This window comes from Microcystis sp. M090S1, from assembly GCF_020246295.1.
Lineage (GTDB): Bacteria > Cyanobacteriota > Cyanobacteriia > Cyanobacteriales > Microcystaceae > Microcystis > Microcystis aeruginosa.
The window spans coordinates 1-19,076 of sequence record NZ_JADBTF010000174.1; the positions used below are offsets into that span (position 1 = coordinate 1).

17 protein-coding genes are annotated in these 19,076 nt (G+C 42.8%); 11 read left to right on the forward strand and 6 right to left on the reverse strand.

Annotated features, from left to right (window positions below; genetic code table 11):
- Both IM477_RS07815 and IM477_RS07820 read right to left on the reverse strand, forming a co-directional pair.
- Window positions 1–75, reverse strand: a 75-nt coding sequence (locus tag IM477_RS07815) for a helix-turn-helix domain-containing protein (RefSeq protein WP_287731243.1), incomplete at its 3' end; no start/stop codon positions are given.
- Window positions 76–78: 3 nt separating this feature from the next.
- A complete protein-coding gene (locus tag IM477_RS07820; protein ID WP_287731232.1) occupies window positions 79–219 on the reverse strand; it encodes a hypothetical protein in 141 nt (46 codons plus the stop codon).
- 115 nt (window positions 220–334) lie between these two features.
- Between IM477_RS07820 and IM477_RS07825 the strand changes: the two genes are divergently transcribed.
- The 4 genes from IM477_RS07825 to IM477_RS07840 all read left to right on the forward strand — a co-directional run bounded on the left by IM477_RS07825 (window position 335) and on the right by IM477_RS07840 (window position 2,447).
- Window positions 335–961, forward strand: a complete 627-nt coding sequence (locus tag IM477_RS07825; protein ID WP_287731233.1) for a TenA family protein — start codon at window positions 335–337, stop codon at window positions 959–961.
- 15 nt (window positions 962–976) lie between these two features.
- Complete coding sequence (locus IM477_RS07830; RefSeq protein WP_287731234.1) at window positions 977–1,384, forward strand: DUF2605 domain-containing protein; 408 nt, start codon at window positions 977–979, stop codon at window positions 1,382–1,384.
- Window positions 1,385–1,482: 98 nt separating this feature from the next.
- The gene (locus tag IM477_RS07835) at window positions 1,483–1,788 is read left to right on the forward strand and encodes a DUF2973 domain-containing protein (RefSeq protein WP_061430696.1); all 306 of its coding nucleotides are present in this window, start codon (window positions 1,483–1,485) and stop codon (window positions 1,786–1,788) included.
- Between the two features lie 11 nt (window positions 1,789–1,799).
- Window positions 1,800–2,447 (forward strand): YqiA/YcfP family alpha/beta fold hydrolase, encoded by a 648-nt coding sequence (locus tag IM477_RS07840; protein ID WP_190718347.1) that lies wholly within the window; start codon window positions 1,800–1,802, stop codon window positions 2,445–2,447.
- Between the two features lie 82 nt (window positions 2,448–2,529).
- On the opposite strand, the gene IM477_RS07845 is transcribed toward IM477_RS07840, so the two are convergent.
- Window positions 2,530–3,096, reverse strand: a complete 567-nt coding sequence (locus IM477_RS07845; RefSeq protein WP_287731235.1) for a hypothetical protein — start codon at window positions 3,094–3,096, stop codon at window positions 2,530–2,532.
- 232 nt (window positions 3,097–3,328) lie between these two features.
- Entirely contained in the window at window positions 3,329–4,870 is a 1,542-nt protein-coding gene (locus tag IM477_RS07850; protein WP_287731236.1) for a hypothetical protein, read from the reverse strand.
- Between the two features lie 284 nt (window positions 4,871–5,154).
- On the opposite strand from IM477_RS07850, the gene IM477_RS07855 reads away from it, so the two are divergent.
- The 7 genes from IM477_RS07855 (at window position 5,155) to IM477_RS07885 (ending at window position 16,334) form a co-directional block, all read left to right on the forward strand.
- Window positions 5,155–5,283, forward strand: a complete 129-nt coding sequence (locus IM477_RS07855; RefSeq protein WP_287693169.1) for a hypothetical protein — start codon at window positions 5,155–5,157, stop codon at window positions 5,281–5,283.
- A 54-nt stretch (window positions 5,284–5,337) separates the two neighbouring features.
- On the forward strand, window positions 5,338–7,584 hold the full coding sequence (gene psaA / locus IM477_RS07860; protein ID WP_149985580.1) for a photosystem I core protein PsaA: 2,247 nt from the start codon (window positions 5,338–5,340) through the stop codon (window positions 7,582–7,584).
- Between the two features lie 178 nt (window positions 7,585–7,762).
- Entirely contained in the window at window positions 7,763–9,976 is a 2,214-nt protein-coding gene (gene psaB, locus IM477_RS07865; RefSeq protein ID WP_002757218.1) for a photosystem I core protein PsaB, read from the forward strand.
- 54 nt (window positions 9,977–10,030) lie between these two features.
- Window positions 10,031–10,522, forward strand: a complete 492-nt coding sequence (locus IM477_RS07870; protein WP_287731237.1) for a DUF29 domain-containing protein — start codon at window positions 10,031–10,033, stop codon at window positions 10,520–10,522.
- Between the two features lie 272 nt (window positions 10,523–10,794).
- Window positions 10,795–13,224 (forward strand): dynamin family protein, encoded by a 2,430-nt coding sequence (locus IM477_RS07875; RefSeq protein WP_287731238.1) that lies wholly within the window; start codon window positions 10,795–10,797, stop codon window positions 13,222–13,224.
- The gene (locus IM477_RS07880; RefSeq protein ID WP_287731239.1) at window positions 13,224–14,015 is read left to right on the forward strand and encodes a hypothetical protein; all 792 of its coding nucleotides are present in this window, start codon (window positions 13,224–13,226) and stop codon (window positions 14,013–14,015) included. The genes IM477_RS07875 and IM477_RS07880 overlap by 1 nt, the downstream gene beginning before the upstream one ends.
- 12 nt (window positions 14,016–14,027) lie before the next feature.
- A complete protein-coding gene (locus IM477_RS07885) occupies window positions 14,028–16,334 on the forward strand; it encodes a dynamin family protein (protein ID WP_287731240.1) in 2,307 nt (768 codons plus the stop codon).
- A 363-nt stretch (window positions 16,335–16,697) separates the two neighbouring features.
- On the opposite strand, the gene IM477_RS07890 is transcribed toward IM477_RS07885, so the two are convergent.
- Both IM477_RS07890 and IM477_RS07895 read right to left on the reverse strand, forming a co-directional pair.
- On the reverse strand, window positions 16,698–17,165 hold the full coding sequence (locus IM477_RS07890; RefSeq protein ID WP_287731241.1) for a hypothetical protein: 468 nt from the start codon (window positions 17,163–17,165) through the stop codon (window positions 16,698–16,700).
- Window positions 17,165–18,481: an AAA family ATPase gene (locus tag IM477_RS07895; RefSeq protein WP_287731242.1), complete on the reverse strand. Its 1,317-nt coding sequence runs from the start codon at window positions 18,479–18,481 to the stop codon at window positions 17,165–17,167. The genes IM477_RS07890 and IM477_RS07895 overlap by 1 nt, the downstream gene beginning before the upstream one ends.
- Window positions 18,482–19,076: the final 595 nt, after the last annotated feature.

Genomic DNA, 19,076 nt, shown 5'->3' on the forward strand with positions numbered 1-19,076 from the left:
ACAGCCCAAAGTGCGCCGCAATAGCGACTCTTGTGTTGGTGTGGGGTAAAATCGGAACGAGTAGGCTTTTTCCATACCTCACATTTTAGCATATATTTCGTAAACGATGCTCATATTTAACAGTAAAGCCGTCGTAGAACGACGGGGTTTCAGACCCAAAATTTCCGATGAACTGACGGGGTGTAGGGTGTGGGGTGTGGGGTGTGGGGTTTTACCCATTTTCAGTAACCCATGCGGGCGTTGGGTTTCATGCTTCAACCCAACCTACATTCATCTTATATTTAATTCCACCCACCCACTTAACCAACCTTGTCCACCTAATTAGTATTTTCCTATGCTTAGTCAGCAACTTTGGCACAGCCATCAATATCTAGTACAAGCTTGTCTAGAACACCCTTTTGTGCGAGGTATCGCCACAGGAGAGCTTAAACGGGACTGTTTCGCTTTCTATGTCGGTCAAGATGCTTTTTTTCTGGAATCTTTCGCCCGTGCTTACAGTATCGCCGCCGCTAAAGCTCCCGATTGGCAGGGATTCACTAGCTTTCATCGGTTAGCGGCAGGGGTATTAAAGGAATTAGAATTACACGAAAATTACGCTCTACAGTGGAGGGTTGACCTGAGAAAGGTTCAGCCCGCTAATGCCACCCGTCGCTATACGGATTTTCTTCTCGCTACCGCTTGGATGGGTGACATCGGTGCGATTGCCGTGGCGATGAGTCCCTGTATGCGTCTTTATGCTTATCTGGGTCAACAATTAGCCTTAGAGCCGATTTCTGAGAATCCCTATCAAGCTTGGATTGATAGTTATAGTGGGGATGAATTCGCCGCTTTAGCAAGCCAGTTAGAGGAATTAGCCGATAAATACGCCCTGATGACGGAAAATATCTTTTTATCCTATCGTTATGCCCTTAGTTGTGAACAGGACTTCTTTAGTGCCGCCTACAGCCGGGGCAAATCTTAAAATTTTCCCGTCACAATGTTAAGAAATATAAATAACGCTAAGATTAAGGTAAGCAAAATCGTCATTATAAGAATAATGTTCCCTTCGCAACCCACCGAAAACGAACTCCTGAAAACTATCTTAGAACCTCTACTAGAGGATTTCACCCATTGGTTTTCCCGTTCCCGTCTCCTCCTCGAATCCGAGAGATTATCCTTTCTCAGCGTCGAGGAACAGGATGATTTATTAGCAAGAGTCAAAAACGCCCAACAGGAGGTGGCCACGGCTTATTTACTCTTTAAAACCACAGGTGGTCAGGTGGGTATCGAGGCCAAGATGTTGTTGCCTTGGCATCAGTTGGTGGCAGAGTGTTGGGGTGTCAGCAGTCGTCGTCGTCGATTACAGGGTTGGGGAGAATATCAATCTCCTCAAACTGACGCTTAACCTGAAACTTTTTGGTAAGCTAGAGAGTTAAGCGAATTTTTAGCATAAAGTTTTGGCTATTAGGAATATTCACACATAATTCATGGGAGACTTGGTCAATGCTACATCTGCTCTATATCCTCGCCTTCACGGTTATCGCTTTTTTGACCATTAATAACTTAATTCGTAGTCTGATTACTGTCAGCATGGATTCCCAGAAACGTCCTGCTAAATCGGGTAATTCCTATAATCCCTACGGTTATCCCATGACTTCCCATCCGGAACTTTTGGACGAGGCCGGACAGCTGATTAATGAACCCCTCTTAGTGATTCGTTCTGTCACTGTCGAAGATGCTCGTCAGCAGTTAGATGCCATTTATAATTCTTCTCCCAGTGCTACCAAAGAGCAAGATGAAGAAATCTAGTTGGTTCTAGAATGGCGGTCCTTGAAAACAGATATATTTATCTACACGGTTTTGCTTCTAGCCCCCAATCAACAAAAGCGCAATTTTTGAGACATTGTTGGCAAAATAGGGGTTTAGCAATGGAAATTCCCGATCTTAACGGTGATGACTTTTCTAGCTTAACTCTCACTCGTCAGATTGTCCAAATCGGCCCATTGATTCAACAATCTCAGCTTCCTGTTACTCTGATTGGTTCCAGTTTTGGCGGTTTAACGGCAGCTTGGCTGGCAGAAACTTATTCTCAGGTGCAAAGGCTCGTTTTATTAGCTCCCGCTTTTAATTTCGGGCCGGTTTGGTTGGGACAATTGGGAGCAGAAACCCTAGCCAATTGGCAAAAATCTGGGAGTTTATCGGTGTATCACCACGGTTATCGTCGTTATCTGCCGATTTATTACAAGTTTATTGAGGATTTAGCTAATTATCCCCAAGAAAAGTTAATCAGGCAGCTCCCCACCCTGATTATTCATGGTCGTGCCGATGAGGTGATTCCCCTAGAAAATAGTCGCCATTATTGCATAAATCGTCCTTGGGTAAAATTAATCGAATTAGATAGTGATCATGCCCTTACCGATGTGATGACGAGAATCTGGGCTGAAATGCAGTTATTTCTCAATTTTTGACGAAAAAAGACCCCCCCTTCCATAGAAAAAAGAGGGGTTTACTTGGTACACTTGTATTAAATTTTCTCCTGATTTCTTCCCACTACCAAAGTCCGCGGATAGGAGATACACTAGGCTCGGGAGCGGGTTGAGGAGCAACTTCAGTAAAGGTTCTGGTTTCCGGGGGTAAAGCGGGAAGTCCCCAAGCGGGTTCTTTTTGGTTAAGTTCTCTTAAAAGTTGTGAGCGATTGCTGCTGGTGGTGATTTCCGATTTTAGTTTCAAGCGGGAAACCCAATAGGGATGAGCTTTACCCACATAAATTAACTTGCCATCTACCACTTGCAATAGTACATCGTCACCACCGGTGGCATCCCCAACAATACGAGCGGTGGTTCCGTCAGCAAAGTCGCCGTTGAAAATTTCTTTGCCATCCACTGTTACAAGTCTGATCAATTGGATGGACATAATGCCACCCACGGTTCCCCGGACGCGACCGAGTATATAGTCACCGGGGTTGAGTTGCGGCTCACCTCTGTAGGTGTCATGGCCACGCAGTTGACTGATCAGGATTTCGTTATTTTCCGGTCCTGCTTGTGCGGGTACAGCGCCAAGGGTAGTTAGGGCAACTAAACCGGCAAAACCAGCGACAAGGGAAATTTTGTTAAACACAATTACCTCAAGCAAAAAGTTAGTAAATTACCTAGAGACGTTCTAGATTATAACTTAGTTCCCAATTTTGTCTATATTGCGAAATATTTGTTTAATAATTTCTCGATCGAGCGGTTGGAGGTTGGGGTTTTAGGGTGTTAGGGTTTTAGGGTTTTAGTTGAAATTCCCCCATTCTCCCACTCCCCACCTCCCCACCTCCCCACTTCCCCTGAAAACTGGATTAAGCTAGGCTCTAAGACCGCTCGACATTGCTGAATAATTGAGGATCGAGGGTGGGTAGTTCGATATCTTTTTCTGCTGGGGAAGAGGCCAACTGGAAGCGGTTTAAGGTTTGTTGAACGCGATCAAAAATGGTGATTTTTTGCTCGCTATTGTTTTGGGGTTCGGGAATAGGTTCCACTTCTAGCGGAGGCTGAATACCGGGGGCAGGTTCGTTAATCTCCTTTGTCTCTGGTATGGTGGTTAAGGGAGATTCGATCGCTTCAGGGGTTTCCTCGACCTTTTCGATTGTTTCTGTCTCTACTGGTTTTTCTTCCACGATTGGGCTTTCTGGCTCAATAACGGGTTTTTCTTCTACGATTGGGCTTTCTGGCTCAATAACGGGTTTTTCCTGCTCAATAACAGGGTTTTCCTCAACTACGGGGCTTTCCTCAACTACAGGGCTTTCTGGCTCAATAACGGGTGTTTCTTCCTCAATAACAGGGTTTTCCTCAACTATGGGAGTTTTTTCCTCCTCAATAACAGGGGTTTCTGGCTCAATAACGGGGGTTTCTTCCTCTAGACTGGGAATAGTTTGATAGTTGGGATCAACGATGCTACGGGCAATTATAGGGGATAAATCGCCGCGGACTAATTGACTGAGGCCGTCTTGGTAAGAGGGATCAAAACTAATCACGCGCACGCTGGTATTAAACTCGTTTTCGATTTTATTTCCCTTACCATCGATGAATTCTAGTTGTACCCAGTTATTGCCCTTGGCAAAACCCTTGAGATAGATCGGTTCCCAAGTATCAAGCAGAAAACTTTCACCGTTGACAGTGACACGAATGCGCCAATTTTGAAGACTATTATCCTCGTTGGCAGTATTGGGCAGACGTAGAGGAGCATTACTCAGATAAAAATCGAGCAGGATCGGTTCTGCACCGTAGATTCCTTGCGGACTACTGTAGGTTAATAGGGGTAAGTTGTTATCAGGGGCATTTTTGCCTGTTTTTGTCAGAATATGAAAGGTTGTTTCAGCGAAGGCCCCATCATTTTTAAAACTTTCCTGCCAAGGCCGCAGGGCCAAGACGCGGAGGGTATGAGTACCGGGGGCAAGATTTTCTAGGATAATCGGTTGCTTGAGGTCGTAGATAGCCGCTGCTGGTTCATTATCGACAATTAGGCTCAAGTGGGGTCCTAATTTCAGGGTATCGTCTTGGAAAATTGGCAGATCTGACACTTGTAGTTTAACTATCACCTGAGTGTCATCGAAAACTTGTTCGGGCAGAGGACTGAGAATCGTTACTTGGGGAGCGTAACGCTCTAAACTGGGGCGCAGTTCCTGAATTAGGGCCGGGGGGGCAACCTCAGAAATGCGGCCTTGCACGACGGGAAGATGAAGGGTTTCGGAAGTGGGGAGATTGGTAGCCGTCAGGCGATCGCCACAGGCGTTTAACAGAATGGTCAGTAAACCGATCACAAGACATATACGAAGGGTTTTGACTGGGATTAATTTATGTAGTAGGGATAGCACGTTCCTCCTAGAGCCAAGGCCAAAATCTATAGAAACCATTGATTTTTGCTAGAGTCATTGAATGCTCCGGTGTCAGCAAAAGCGCGAGAAGATCAGGTTATGGCCTCAATTTTACAGAATTGTTTGATTGTTTTTTGAGAATCTATCTATTGAATTTTCTATATGGTCTGGTGAGGGAGAAAAAGGGGAAATCGGCTTCTGGGGCGACAATTGATCAACTTTTGTAAAGAAAAATCACCGGTCTGACCCTGACTGAGACCGTCCATAGCAGAAAATGTCTCTCCTATCAAGGATTGAGAGAATTTTAATTATTGTTAAGCATAATGAACAGACAAGAGAACAAAGACTTATCATCTACTATTGATGCTTTCGACTGGAATCTCACCCAAGAGGAAAGTCAAGCGACATTAACAAAAGGTGGGTCAGATTTCAACTTGCCTTTTTTAGGTTAAAAAATCTATCCTCAAATAAAACGCTAAGTCTATTGTCGAGAGAGGAGAATCCTCATGGCACTCCCCCCCAAAGCGGTAGCTAAAGTGATTGTAGATAAAGACCCAGTACCTACTTCCTTTGAGAAGTGGGGTCAACCGGGGCATTTTGATCGCACTTTAGCCAAAGGACCCAAAACCACTACCTGGATTTGGAACCTACACGCCAACGTCCACGATTTTGATAGTCAAACCAGCGATCTCGAAGATATTTCTCGGAAAATCTTCAGCGCCCACTTCGGACATCTCGCCGTTGTCTTCGTTTGGCTGAGTGGAATGTACTTCCACGGCGCGAAATTTTCTAACTATGAAGCTTGGTTAACCAACCCGCTCGCCATCAAACCCAGCGCCCAAGTGGTCTGGCCGATCGTCGGTCAAGGCATCCTCAACGGCGATGTGGGCGGCGGTTTCCACGGGATTCAGATCACCTCTGGTCTGTTCTACCTCTGGCGCGCCTCCGGGTTCACCAACAGCTATCAGCTATACTGCACCGCTATCGGTGGTTTAGTTATGGCGGGCCTGATGCTGTTTGCCGGTTGGTTCCATTACCACAAAAGCGCACCGAAACTGGAATGGTTCCAAAACGTGGAATCGATGATGAACCACCACTTGGCGGGTTTACTCGGCTTAGGTTCCCTAGGTTGGGCTGGTCATCAGATTCACGTTTCTTTACCGGTGAACAAACTCCTCGATGCGGGAGTCGCTCCCCAAGACATCCCCTTGCCCCACGAGTTCATTCTCGAACCGAGCAAGATGGCGGATTTATATCCCAGTTTCGCCCAGGGTTTGACCCCCTTCTTTACCCTTAACTGGGGTGCTTACTCGGATTTCCTCACCTTCAAAGGTGGCTTGAACCCCGTGACTGGTGGTCTCTGGCTTTCCGATACCGCTCACCATCACTTGGCGATCGCTGTATTATTCATCATTGCCGGTCATATGTACCGTACCAACTGGGGTATCGGTCACAGCATGAAGGAAATCCTCGAAAACCACAAAGGTCCCTTCACCGGTCAAGGTCACAAAGGACTGTACGAAATCCTGACCACCTCTTGGCACGCCCAGTTAGCGATTAACCTTGCTCTCTTAGGTTCGCTAACCATCATCGTGGCCCACCATATGTACGCCATGCCGCCCTATCCCTATCAGGCGACTGACTACGCCACCCAACTATCCTTGTTCACTCACCACACTTGGATCGGTGGCTTCTTAATCGTCGGTGCGGGAGCGCACGGAGCGATCTTCATGGTACGGGACTACGATCCGGCCAAAAACGTCGATAACCTGCTCGATCGGGTGATCCGTCATCGCGACGCAATTATCTCCCACCTGAACTGGGTATGTATTTTCCTCGGCTTCCATAGCTTCGGTTTATACATTCACAACGACACCATGCGGGCTTTTGGTCGTCCCCAAGATATGTTCTCGGATACGGGAATTCAACTACAACCCATCTTTGCCCAATGGGTACAAAGTCTCCACACCCTAGCCCCCGGCAACACCGCTCCTAACGCTCTCACTACCGCTAGTTATGCTTTCGGTGGCGACGTAGTAGCAGTGGGTGGCAAAGTGGCCATGATGCCGATCACCCTCGGTACTGCCGATTTCCTCGTGCATCACATCCACGCCTTCACCATCCATGTCACCGTGTTGATTCTCCTCAAAGGGGTTCTCTACGCTCGCGGTTCCCGTCTGATTCCCGATAAAGCGAATCTCGGTTTCCGTTTCCCCTGCGATGGTCCCGGTCGCGGCGGCACCTGCCAAGTTTCGGGTTGGGATCACGTCTTCCTCGGCCTGTTCTGGATGTACAACTCCATCTCGGTCGTAATCTTCCACTTTAGCTGGAAAATGCAGTCCGATGTCTGGGGAACCGTCGCCCCCGATGGCACTGTCACCCACGTTACCCTCGGTAACTTCGCCCAAAGTGCCATCACCATCAACGGTTGGTTACGGGATTTCCTCTGGGCGCAAGCGGCGCAAGTCATTAATTCCTATGGCTCTGCCCTGTCTGCCTACGGAATCATGTTCCTAGCCGGTCACTTCGTCTTCGCGTTTAGCTTGATGTTCCTGTTCAGTGGTCGCGGCTACTGGCAAGAATTAATCGAGTCGATCGTCTGGGCGCACAACAAGTTAAGAGTTGCCCCCGCTATCCAACCTCGCGCCCTGAGCATCATTCAAGGTCGTGCCGTTGGTGTGGCTCACTACCTCTTAGGCGGTATTGTCACCACTTGGGCATTCTTCTTGGCCAGAAGTCTCTCGATTGGCTAAACTTGCCTATAAGGGCTTGCCAGTCCCCCGGGGATTGGCAGGCCTAGGCTGAACCAGCGTCGATTGACCGATACCACTGTAAGCGTTTCCTATTACAGTGGGTGAATTGAAAAAAGGAAATAACCAGCACTCGTGTAAGAGCCTCAGTTATTTAGAGAGGAGAATTTCCTAAACAGCTATGGCAACTAAATTCCCTAAATTTAGCCAAGATCTAGCCCAAGATCCGACCACCCGTCGGATTTGGTACGGGATCGCCACAGCCCACGATTTTGAAAGTCATGATGGCATGACGGAAGAGAATCTCTACCAAAAGATTTTTGCGTCGCACTTCGGCCACATTGCAATCATTTTCCTGTGGACTTCCGGTACCATATTCCACGTCGCTTGGCAAGGTAACTTCGAGCAGTGGATCAAAGATCCCTTAAACATCCGTCCCATCGCCCACGCGATTTGGGATCCCCAGTTCGGTAAAGGCGCGGTAGATGCCTTCACCCAAGCTGGCGCTTCTAATCCGGTTAACATCGCCTATTCCGGGGTTTACCACTGGTTCTACACCATCGGTATGACCTCCAACCAAGACCTATACCAAGGTGCGGTGTTCCTGCTGATTCTCTCGGCGATTTTCCTCTTTGCTGGCTGGTTACACTTACAACCTAAGTTCCGTCCTAGCCTCGCTTGGTTCAAAAACGCTGAATCTCGCCTGAACCACCACCTCGCCGCTCTGTTCGGTGTTAGCTCTCTGGCTTGGACCGGACACCTCGTTCACGTTGCTATCCCCGAATCCCGCGGTCAGCACGTTGGTTGGGACAACTTCCTCTCCACTCCCCCCCACCCGGCGGGTTTACTACCCTTCTTCACCGGTAACTGGGGTGTGTATGCAGAAAACCCCGATACTGCTAACCACATTTTCGGTACTGCCCAAGGCGCGGGAACTGCGATTCTCACCTTCTTAGGTGGTTTCCATCCCCAAACCGAGTCCCTCTGGTTAACCGATATGGCTCACCACCACTTGGCGATCGCTGTGATCTTCATCGTGGCTGGTCATATGTACCGCACCAACTGGGGCATCGGTCACAGCATCAAGGACATCCTCAATGCACACAGACCCCCCAGTGGTAAGTTAGGAGCCGGTCACAAAAATCTTTATGACACGGTTAACAACTCTCTCCACTTCCAACTCGGTTTGGCCCTGGCTTCTTTAGGCGTGATCACCTCTCTGGTGGCGCAGCATATGTACGCGCTACCCCCTTATGCCTTTATCGCTAAGGACTACACTACCCAAGCGGCTCTTTATACCCACCACCAATACATCGCTGGTTTCCTAGCGGTGGGTGCTTTCGCTCACGGTGCTATCTTCTTCGTGCGTGACTATGATCCCGAAGCGAACAAAGATAACGTCCTGGCGCGGATGCTGGAGCATAAAGAAGCGATCATCTCTCACCTAAGCTGGGTTTCCCTTTTCTTAGGTTTCCACACCCTCGGCCTCTACGTTCATAACGATGTGGTCGTCGCTTTCGGTACTCCCGAAAAACAAATCCTGATCGAACCTGTGTTCGCTCAATTCGTGCAAGCAGCTTCGGGTAAAACCCTGTACGGCATGAACGTACTGTTGTCTAACCCCGATAGTATCGCTTACACCGCCTATCCCAACTACGGTGATGTTTGGTTACCCGGTTGGCTAGACGCAATCAATAGCGGCACTAACTCCCTCTTCTTAACCATCGGTCCTGGCGACTTCCTCGTTCACCATGCGATCGCTCTTGGTTTACACACCACCGTTCTAATCCTGGTTAAAGGTGCTTTAGACGCTCGTGGTTCCAAATTAATGCCCGATAAAAAAGACTTCGGGTATTCCTTCCCTTGCGACGGTCCCGGCCGTGGCGGTACTTGCGACATCTCTGCTTGGGATTCCTTCTACCTAGCCATGTTCTGGATGTTGAACACCTTGGGTTGGCTAACCTTCTACTGGCACTGGAAACACCTCGGTGTCTGGTCGGGTAACGTGGCTCAGTTTAACGAAAACTCCACCTACCTGATGGGCTGGTTCCGCGATTACCTCTGGGCTAACTCGGCTCAGTTAATCAACGGTTACAACCCCTACGGTGTTAATAACCTTTCTGTCTGGGCCTGGATGTTCCTCTTTGGACACCTCGTTTGGGCAACCGGTTTCATGTTCCTGATCTCTTGGCGTGGTTACTGGCAAGAGTTGATCGAAACTATCGTTTGGGCCCACGAACGTACTCCTCTGGCGAACCTCGTTCGTTGGAAAGACAAACCCGTGGCTCTCTCGATCGTTCAGGCTCGTTTGGTTGGTTTAGCTCACTTCACCGTTGGCTATATCTTCACCTACGCCGCCTTCTTGATCGCTTCCACTGCCGGCAAGTTCGGCTAAACCTTGAATTAGGTGACTAAAAAACCCCCCGCCCATTGGTGGGGGGTTTTGTTTATGATCGATAATAAAAGCGCGGCTCAATCTCAAAAATCTATGCAGGTGGAAGAATTAAAACAACTTTATGATCAGGACTTTGTTTTGTGGATTGAGCGAACCACCGAACAAATTCGACGCGGGGAGATGAAAAATTTAGATTGGGAACATCTTTTAACGGAGATAGAAGATTTGGGTAGAGAACAAAGAAACAAAGTGGAAAGCTATCTAATTCAAGCCGTTAAACATTTATTAATGTATCAGTATTGGCTGACTGAAAAAGGCAATTGTGGCTGGGAATGGGCCGATGAAATCGATAATTTTCGTCTAGAACTAGAAATTTTATTCCAGTCAAAAACCCTCTACAATTATGGGGCTTCTAGGCTAGATATAATTTATGATAAAGCCAAGCGATCGGTAATCAAAAAAACTGGTTTATCTGTTGATACGTTTCCGCAAGTTTGTCCTTATACCTTTGCAGAAATCATAGATTTTGATTTTTTACCAGTTTAGAATAGGAGAATTAAAGGAGACCTCCTGTAAAAGTAATTTATCGAGGCGCTATCGGTTCAAAATATCTAAAACTTCAGATAAATTTGACATAATCTTGGGTTTTATCGAGAGGATATTTGTTTCTTGTCTTTTTTCTCCTCCTGTCGTTCGTCTCCTTACGTAAGGGAAGATTTTTGATTTTTGCAGGAGATATAGGCAAGAAAAAAAATTATCGTTATAATGAAGTTGTGGCTTATTCTTGAATCGGCTTATTCTGTCAGCGATAGAGTATTATGGGTCAAAAATCTTACGAAGTTTTCCAAGCAGTGGAAAATAAAGCTAACCTTCTAGCGGGTTATTGGGGTGACTTCAAAACGGAGATTATTCAGCATTTGCCTGAATCCTATCATGGTGAAATCTACGAACTTTCTAGTAACCTAGAGAAAGCTTTAGAAGTGTTAATCAATGAATTGCGCCATCCTACCCTGATTTTAGCGACGACTGGCACGACGAGCAGTGGTAAGAGTACCTTAGTGAATTTCCTCTGTGGTGCTGATATTGTACCGATGGCACAGCGAGAAATGAGTGCAGGAACAGTTACCATTGAGTATAGCGAAGAAAAGACTTTAATTATTGAAGAAACGCCGGGGGCGTTGTGGGAATGCGGGAAATGGGAAAAGATTAGCGAAGAAGATATTTATAGTCGCTTAAAACAGTTAATGAAGGCTTATATTAAAGCCAGAAAAAAACAACCTGATTTAGCTTATCCTCGATCTATTATTTATTATCCTTTTAGACTGGTTAAAGATGAAAGTTTCTTAGAATTGCCTAAAGGGGTTAGAGTTAAATTATTAGATTTACCTGGGTTATCTTATGTAGGAGATGAGGGAAATCTTGGGATTATCAAACAATGTCGTGAAGCTTTATGTTTAGTAACATATAACAGCGCAGAAACAGATCCTTATAAAGTTGATAATCTGTTATCAGAAGTTGTTGATCAAGTTAAAGATTTAGGCGGCTCTCCTGCACGAATGCTATTTATTTTAAATCGAATTGATATATTCAGATCAGATGATGATTGGCAAGAAAGTGAAAGTGAGTTTGTTGAAGAAACGACTGAAAACATTAAGGAAAAACTGATCGAGAATTTAAGAGAATATACAAAAGATATTGAAAATTTGAGAATTGTAAAACTGAGTACATGGCCAGCTTTATTGGCTTTACAAATTCAGGATAATAAGAAATTGCTTCAGGATCTGTTAGAGGAATTACCTACAAGAGAGGAAAATTGGTCAGAGCATGATCAAACTAGACTTGAGAAAGTATTAAAACCCTATGAGCAAGCCATAGATAACTTTCAAGTTTTAATTAAGGAAATCATGAAGCGAGGAAACTTAAGTCTTGATGCTAAACAATGGACTATCTCTCAACAAGAACAAATTGCCAAAGAGTTATTCAAACAATCCTATGCAGAAGAATTTGAAAAGAAACTAAGCAAGCACATAGCAGAACATTTTCCTAAATTAGTTATTCCCCAAGCTATAGAAAAATTTAATGTAGCGGCGGGAAATAGTATTGCACAATGGGCAGTACAAACTACCACAGCAATTCTCAATAGTTCGGAAGAAAATTATCAGCAAGAATCTGAATTGTTATCACAAACAAAAGAAAATCTTGATTCTTTTCTCCAAGCTAGTAATGCAAAATTAAGACAGCCTCTAGCCGTTTTTGAAAAATTAGATATTGATACCAAAACAGCCGATAATTTAGTAGCTAGTTTAAGAGAGGCTATCAATGAACTTCAATTTACTCCCCCTTATGACCAAATTCAAGAGAAATTAGTTCCCTTAGTTGAGTGGAGAGAGGCACTAAAGACTGTTATTAGAAACGTCTTAGAAGCAGTAGTTAAATCTTTAGATAATGGCAGAGTTGATTTGGACAATATCAACTTTAAAAAGGCCAATGTTAATCAGGTTAATATGCTAAAAAACAACTTGGATATCCTGATTCAATTGGGCTATACAGGTTCAGATGCAAGAAATGGTTTATTAATCACAGCAAAAAGGGATAAAGAGAAATTAAGTCTTCAAATAATTAAGAAAGAGTTAAATAATTTATCAACTAATCTAACTATCATATTATCGCAAATATTAAAGAGAGTGTCTGCTCAGGAGATTAACAGAATAAAGGAATCTGTATCTGAATTGTTTAGATTTCATATTAAACATATAGAAAAGGGCGCTGAAGAAAAAGCACCAAATTTTGTTATAAAATTTCCACAATCTGAACTTAATACATTTACTAGAGAACTAGAATTTGACTTTAATTTGGAGTCTGATATTGAAATCAGTTCTGGTACTTACAGAAGTTTTAAACACTGGCTATGGATGAAAAAAAAGGAAAGCATGATGGCAGAAATTTCAAGCACTGAAACTCTTTTACAGAATTGGATTCATCAATTCCAGCAACAGGGCGAACCTGAAATGTTATGTTTAATGTTTGAATGGCTATTAGAACAGATTGATGATTTTAAAAAAAATGTAGATCATAAAACCAATGATATTTTTAATAACTATTTAACGAGCCTAGAAAAAGCTCAACAGGAAATAACCACTAACTACGAGGAAACACAAATTATATGGAAACCTATCCAAGAAAGAGCTAAATTTTTAGAACAAAGCCTTGCTGAATTAGAAAATTTTGAAAAAGAGGAGGTGAATTAGTGAATAATAAATATTTTTCGAGTATTTGTAAAGATGTTTTTACAATTGTGTATCCAAAAATAAAATCTAAAAAAGGAGGTGTACTCTATCATGTTTTAAGTATTATTCTTGAAAGAGAAGAATCTCAGAGAGATGAACTATGTCGTCATTTTGGGATTAATCAGTCTTCTTGTTTAGATGAAGATAAAAGGTTGTCTGATGAATTTCTTGATGATGTAACAAAGCTCGTTTATGTAGAAAGGCTTAAATTCGGGGACTTTAATTCAACAGGTGTTGCAACTGGCATAAGTGGTATCTTAGATAACGTTGATCCAACAAAATCAAATCAATCAAAGGAAGAACGCCAAATGGAATTAATTATTACAGTAGCTTGTTTAATGGTAGGAGCATTTACTTGTTTTAAATATCTACAAAGGACTCGTTCTAAAAATGAAATTAGTCCGACAGCTTCTTTATGTCTAGCTGTTCCTGCATCAGAAGTTTATAATTTACATGAAGGGTATGATCTTAACAGAGATGAGGTTGTAAGATTAATTGATTGTGCTACAGAATTTTTATGTGTGCCAGAGTATAAAAAAATATCTGTAGATACTATACCGGACGAAGGACGCTCTCCTGAAAGTCGATTAAAATTCTACGTTAGAATTAATCTCAAAAATGGAGGTAATATCATTGGTAAAGAAACTCAGTATGGAATGAAGCGAGAACTTCCACTTAATGTAACAGGAAAAGTTATACAGATAGGGTTTCTCAAAAATGTCTCTATTCTCAGAGAATTCAACCGTATTTAAGGAGTTAATTTAATGGATTGGAAATCGGCCTCATCCTACTATGAAACCCGTCTCAGTGATGTCTTAAATATCCAACATTTTGCCGTTGACTTAGCCAAACTTCCCCAAGCTGAAATTCCCTCTCAATTAACAGAAATCCTCCTGCAAGAGGCAATACCTGCTAACCGTCAACTCGAAAGACTGAGAAAAAGAGAATTTCGTATTGCTGTGGTTGGCTTAGAAAAGGCAGGAAAAAGTACCTTTATTAACGCATGGTTAGAATGTGATTTACTTCCTGCCAAAGGAGGAAGATGTACCTTTACCACCACGCAAATTTATTCCGTTAAAAGCGAATCTGAACAAAGATTAGAAGTGCAAACCCGCAGCGAAGAACAATTTATTCATCTTCTCAAAGAATTAGAAACCGTTGGCGCAAAAGAAGACTTAAACACCATTAGAGAAAACGAAATCACTCTACAACAAGTCAGAAAGGAAGGTAATTTAGTTATTCCTTTTACTCGACTAGAAGACATCCGAGAACAACTAAAAAAATACGTTGCCGATGAAAAATACGCCCATGCAGTCCTAGAAGCCCGACTTTATACTAATAAACTCGCTCAAGCAGAAGGAATCGTCTTTTATGATGTCCCTGGTTCAGATTCTGGGTTAGCCAAGCACGTTGATGAAGCCCAACAAATGTTATCCGACTGTGATGCAGTCATCGTGATTCAGCGTTTTCGCAGTATTAGAGAAGCCGAATTAGAAATTATTAAATTTACAGAACAAGGTGATAAGAATGTCACCATTGCTGATAAATTATTTGTCTTTTTAAGTCATATTGACTCTCTCGGTAGCCCAGAAGCCCTTAAAACTCATATTACAGAAGCCTCTCAGGATTGGTTAAAACGCGCTAATTTACCAGTTAATCGCATTGTTTCTGGTTCAGCAGGAGCTTATTTAATCTTAAATAATCTGGCGGAAGAACATACTCAATTAGAAATCGGACAAGCCAGCAATATTCAATATAAATTAAAAACTTTAACTGGAATTATAGATGATGAAATGTTAAAAACTCAAGCGACAGGAATCCCTGAAATTAAACAAAAAATCTTTAATTATATTAATACTGAGCGAGTGGCAATTCTCAAGAAACGCTGTGAAGCTTCCATTGATAAAATTCTCAGCACCTCAGAGGATATTCATCATCTTGTCAGTCAAAGATTTCCCGAAAATCCTGAAGAAGCACAACGCTTTGAAGAAGAAAGAAGAAGAATTGATTTTTCAGAATGGTGGCATAGAAAATGGGAACAGATAAAAGCTGATTTACAAAATTTTTATGAAACATCTGTCATTAACAAACCCTTAGAAAAAGTTAATAACGAATCTTCCAGTAGTATCGAAAAATTTAAAGAACGCTATGGCCAACTTTTAGCCAGTGAAATGGCAAAATTAAGAGAAGAAACTTTAAGAAAAAAAGAAATTATTTTTGACGCAAATTCTTTTCCAGACTTCGACAAGGTAAGAGCTAATTATGCTTGGCGGGATGACTTGTATGGGGATGTTAGAACATTTTTGGCTGCCCTTGCTCGACAATTAGCGGCAGAATTAAAAGATGAAGCCTTAAAATTAGTCGATTATATGTCCTCTTTATTATGGGGAAGTTCTCAAGTAAAAGAACGACTTATTGGTTATTCAGAACAGGAGTTTTTAACCCGCTTAGAAAATAGTTTATCAGTGTTATTTTTAAGATTTGCTCGTCCAGTTGCTGAAGCATTAATTCGCGGTCCTGTTAACAGTGATACCCGCAGCCAAATTGTCAAATCATTAGGGGCTGATGTGGAACTGATTGATAACTATTATCAAGGAGATGAACCTGCTTTTAGGGTCTTAAAAAAATACGTTAAATATGGTTCTGATTTACTCTTTAACCCTAGTCTTCGTCAACAGGTGTTAGGTGTAACAGAAATTGCCAAAAATGTTATCGGAATGACGGTAGATACAGTTATCGATTTAGCCGACCAATTAACCCCACCCAGAGAGGTTGTTACCTTTGAAGTAACTAATGATATTAACGCTTTTGAAGAATATCTACGCAATGGTATTTTTGAAGCTGCAGGATTTGAGTCCTACTGTATTCAAGAATTAAGAGGATTAGTGGATATTTTTCGAGAAAAAGAAGGAACATGGGCAGGTGTCGCTCAAAACGAATGGTATAAAGAGAATCCTCAGCTTGTAGCAGAATTACCCGCTAATTTGCAATCTCAAGAATTTAATTTAGAAGTTAGTGAACGACTGAGACAATTAGCAATTGCCTTGAAAAGAAATAGTTCCTCTCAGTAGCGTTAGCTATAGCAAAGCACCGCTATTATTGCGACGATGGCGGTGAATTACGGTGATTTGGGGATGTGGATTAAGCTTCGCTAATCCTAATTAGGGTTTGCTGAAAAAGTTTTTCCTGGGGGCAGCGTGTGGGGTGTAGGGTGTGGGGTTTTACCGATTTTGAGGTGGTCAATTACCTAATTTTCAGGGAAAAAGTCCCTGAATTTTCCCCCCGCTCACTCCCATGTCCGGTACTTTTTGATTTCCAAAAAGGTCTAAAAGTCTTATCCAGCAAGGTTTTTAGATTTATTCAGCCAACCCTAATTAAATCTCCACCTCTTAAACTACAAATCGACTATTAAAAGTAAATCCGTAGTCAATTACTCATAACTTCGGTGGCCGATTGTAACCTTTAAGGTGTTTGTCCAAAGACCATATATAGACGCGGCGGCCTAGATTTTGATCACAAATTCTTTGCCAATCATGAATGATAGAAAGGTCTCCCAGTCCCCTACCTTGCATCGCTTCATCAGGAAACTCTTTTAACCATCCTTGCAGGTCTTCTTTCTTTAGAAAACTAATGGGGGTAAAGGGAGATTCTCCTTCAAGAGCTTGTGTTACCCAATTGACAAATTTTTCTGCACAAGTGCGTCGCTGATTGCCATCTACCTTTTTGGCCTTGGCAATATGATTGCCAGTTTCCAGAATAGTCGCCATTGGCAAAAAAAGAGATTCTCTAGCTTCAATTTTCTCTTTTAACTCTTGAAATATTAACTCAGATTGACTCGCTTTGTGGGGTACATTAAGTATCTCTAAAAAGATCGAAGTATCGATCAGACAAATAGCTCCCATCAGGCTACTTCTCCCTGTTTTAATTGCTCTAACCAACTTAGCGCGTTTTGTTGACGTTGTTCTGCTGTGGACTTATCCTTTAAGAACTTATCTAATACTTGTTTAGTCATCAACTGACCAAGAGTTCCCTGCACAATTAATTCGGGGAAACGCTCTAAATCAGCTAATCGGACAATACGACTATCTCCTGCTTGCGGATCTCGGTAACAACAAAGTACATTTCCAATATCACTATCGGGTACTGCATCTAGTAACGCTGGGTTATGGGAGGTGATCAGTACCCTCAGTTTTCTTTCTAAGGCGATCTCCCGAATTTGCTTAACTAAATTATCTGCACGACTGGGATGAACACCATTATCGATCTCTTCAATAATTACGAAAGTTCCAGGATTTACACTTAGTAGAGTTGCAGCAATCGCTAAAACTCTCAGAGTACCATCAGACAACAAAGGAGCATCTATCTGATGTTCTTTGTTCCCAAAAGACTCTATTAGTCTCACCATAACATCGTTGCGGTCTGTAATGCTAAAGCGAATATCGGTAATATCCTGTTCTGGTAATGAACGAATGAAGTCAAGCAACTTGTTTTTTTGAGTCTCTCCCTGCTGACAAACTGCGTAAAGAACACTAGAAAGGTTAGAGCCATCTTCTTTAATATCATCATCTTTAGCGTAAGCATAATCCCGCATTACTGCTGGACGAGGATCAAGAAAGACAATATTCCTCAAGGTTTCTCGAATTACTTTGGTAACTGCTGGAATAATTTTTTGTGATTGAGTATGATTTTGCTGGAACCGACTGGGAGTTTCCAATTGATAAAAAATAGCTTGTCGGTTAGAGCAAGGTATGTGGGGCTTTTTACCACCTTTATTAAAATTGTTATACATCACCCTAATTTCATCGGTGTGCGGGTTAGGATCGCCATCAATTTTGTAAAGTGTTAATTCCTGATCTTTACTAGCTTTACTGACACTTTCTCCGATTATAATAAGTTGGTCTGATAATAGCCCAATTTCAATCTCGAAATCAGTCCAACCGTCAGGAGCGTTATCAATGTGTGTTGCCAAGGTAAAATACTGTTTTTCTGCACTGAAAAGATCGATCGCTTGTCCACGAGCAATTGCATTCCCGCTTTGAATGTTGCGTTCAATGTCATCTAACCTGCTGCCTTTCGCTAACCACGAAAGTAAGCGAATTGCTTCTAGTGCATTACTTTTTCCTGACGCATTAGCACCGATTAAAAAGGTAATGGGTGCTAGAGACAAGGTTGCCTCCTGATAGCTTTTGAAATTCCGAAGAGTCAGCGATGTTAACATACTTTTCACCCATTAAATCTTGACTGGTGCAGTTTGAGCATTTGTACTAAAAGCTCCAATACCAGCGCAGCTTATAGACTCTAACAAGTACCGAAAACTAGCACCCATAACCTTGAAAACTCAAACTGTAGGGCAGGGCATATCCGAACAGTATAATCTAGGCTTGGGGAGATAAGATCGCTGTTTATTGGCATTAGGGCGGAACCCTTACCCTTACTGCATGGGGCTTCTCAGAAAAAATTGACAAGCCGTTACTGAGTACATTTTCCCTTGAAAATGGCTGTACCGTTGACTGTATCTAGAGTAGAGCGATTCTGTGGAGTTGGCTGTATAGTGATCGCTAACCTTATGATCACAGATGATGTCATTAATCTTTAGAGTAAGCGATTCCCTCTGTAGCCATGTTTTTGCTGGTTTTCTGCCCCGAAACAAGCTATAATGGTCTAAGGGTCGAATTTGAAAAATTTTGCCTCAAACCCTATCTGCGTAAGAACTTCAGGAGTTTGTGTTCAGTAGTCCGTTAGTATTATATTGCTTTAACTCAGGCTCTGTAAGACTTTTAGCCATAGCTAGTATTTTTGTACGGGTAAAGTCC

Coding starts and splice junctions, on each gene's coding strand:
- psaB (WP_002757218.1), top strand. CDS start 7,763: ATGGCAACTAAATTCCCTAAATTTAGCCAAGATCTAGCCCAAGATCCG.
- IM477_RS07875 (WP_287731238.1), top strand. CDS start 10,795: ATGGGTCAAAAATCTTACGAAGTTTTCCAAGCAGTGGAAAATAAAGCT.
- IM477_RS07830 (WP_287731234.1), top strand. CDS start 977: ATGTTAAGAAATATAAATAACGCTAAGATTAAGGTAAGCAAAATCGTC.
- IM477_RS07840 (WP_190718347.1), top strand. CDS start 1,800: ATGGCGGTCCTTGAAAACAGATATATTTATCTACACGGTTTTGCTTCT.
- IM477_RS07835 (WP_061430696.1), top strand. CDS start 1,483: ATGCTACATCTGCTCTATATCCTCGCCTTCACGGTTATCGCTTTTTTG.
- IM477_RS07825 (WP_287731233.1), top strand. CDS start 335: ATGCTTAGTCAGCAACTTTGGCACAGCCATCAATATCTAGTACAAGCT.
- IM477_RS07855 (WP_287693169.1), top strand. CDS start 5,155: ATGAACAGACAAGAGAACAAAGACTTATCATCTACTATTGATGCTTTC.
- IM477_RS07870 (WP_287731237.1), top strand. CDS start 10,031: ATGATCGATAATAAAAGCGCGGCTCAATCTCAAAAATCTATGCAGGTG.
- IM477_RS07895 (WP_287731242.1), bottom strand. CDS start 18,481: ATGTTAACATCGCTGACTCTTCGGAATTTCAAAAGCTATCAGGAGGCA.
- IM477_RS07885 (WP_287731240.1), top strand. CDS start 14,028: ATGGATTGGAAATCGGCCTCATCCTACTATGAAACCCGTCTCAGTGAT.
- IM477_RS07850 (WP_287731236.1), bottom strand. CDS start 4,870: ATGGTTTCTATAGATTTTGGCCTTGGCTCTAGGAGGAACGTGCTATCC.
- psaA (WP_149985580.1), top strand. CDS start 5,338: ATGGCACTCCCCCCCAAAGCGGTAGCTAAAGTGATTGTAGATAAAGAC.
- IM477_RS07820 (WP_287731232.1), bottom strand. CDS start 219: ATGGGTAAAACCCCACACCCCACACCCCACACCCTACACCCCGTCAGT.
- IM477_RS07890 (WP_287731241.1), bottom strand. CDS start 17,165: ATGGGAGCTATTTGTCTGATCGATACTTCGATCTTTTTAGAGATACTT.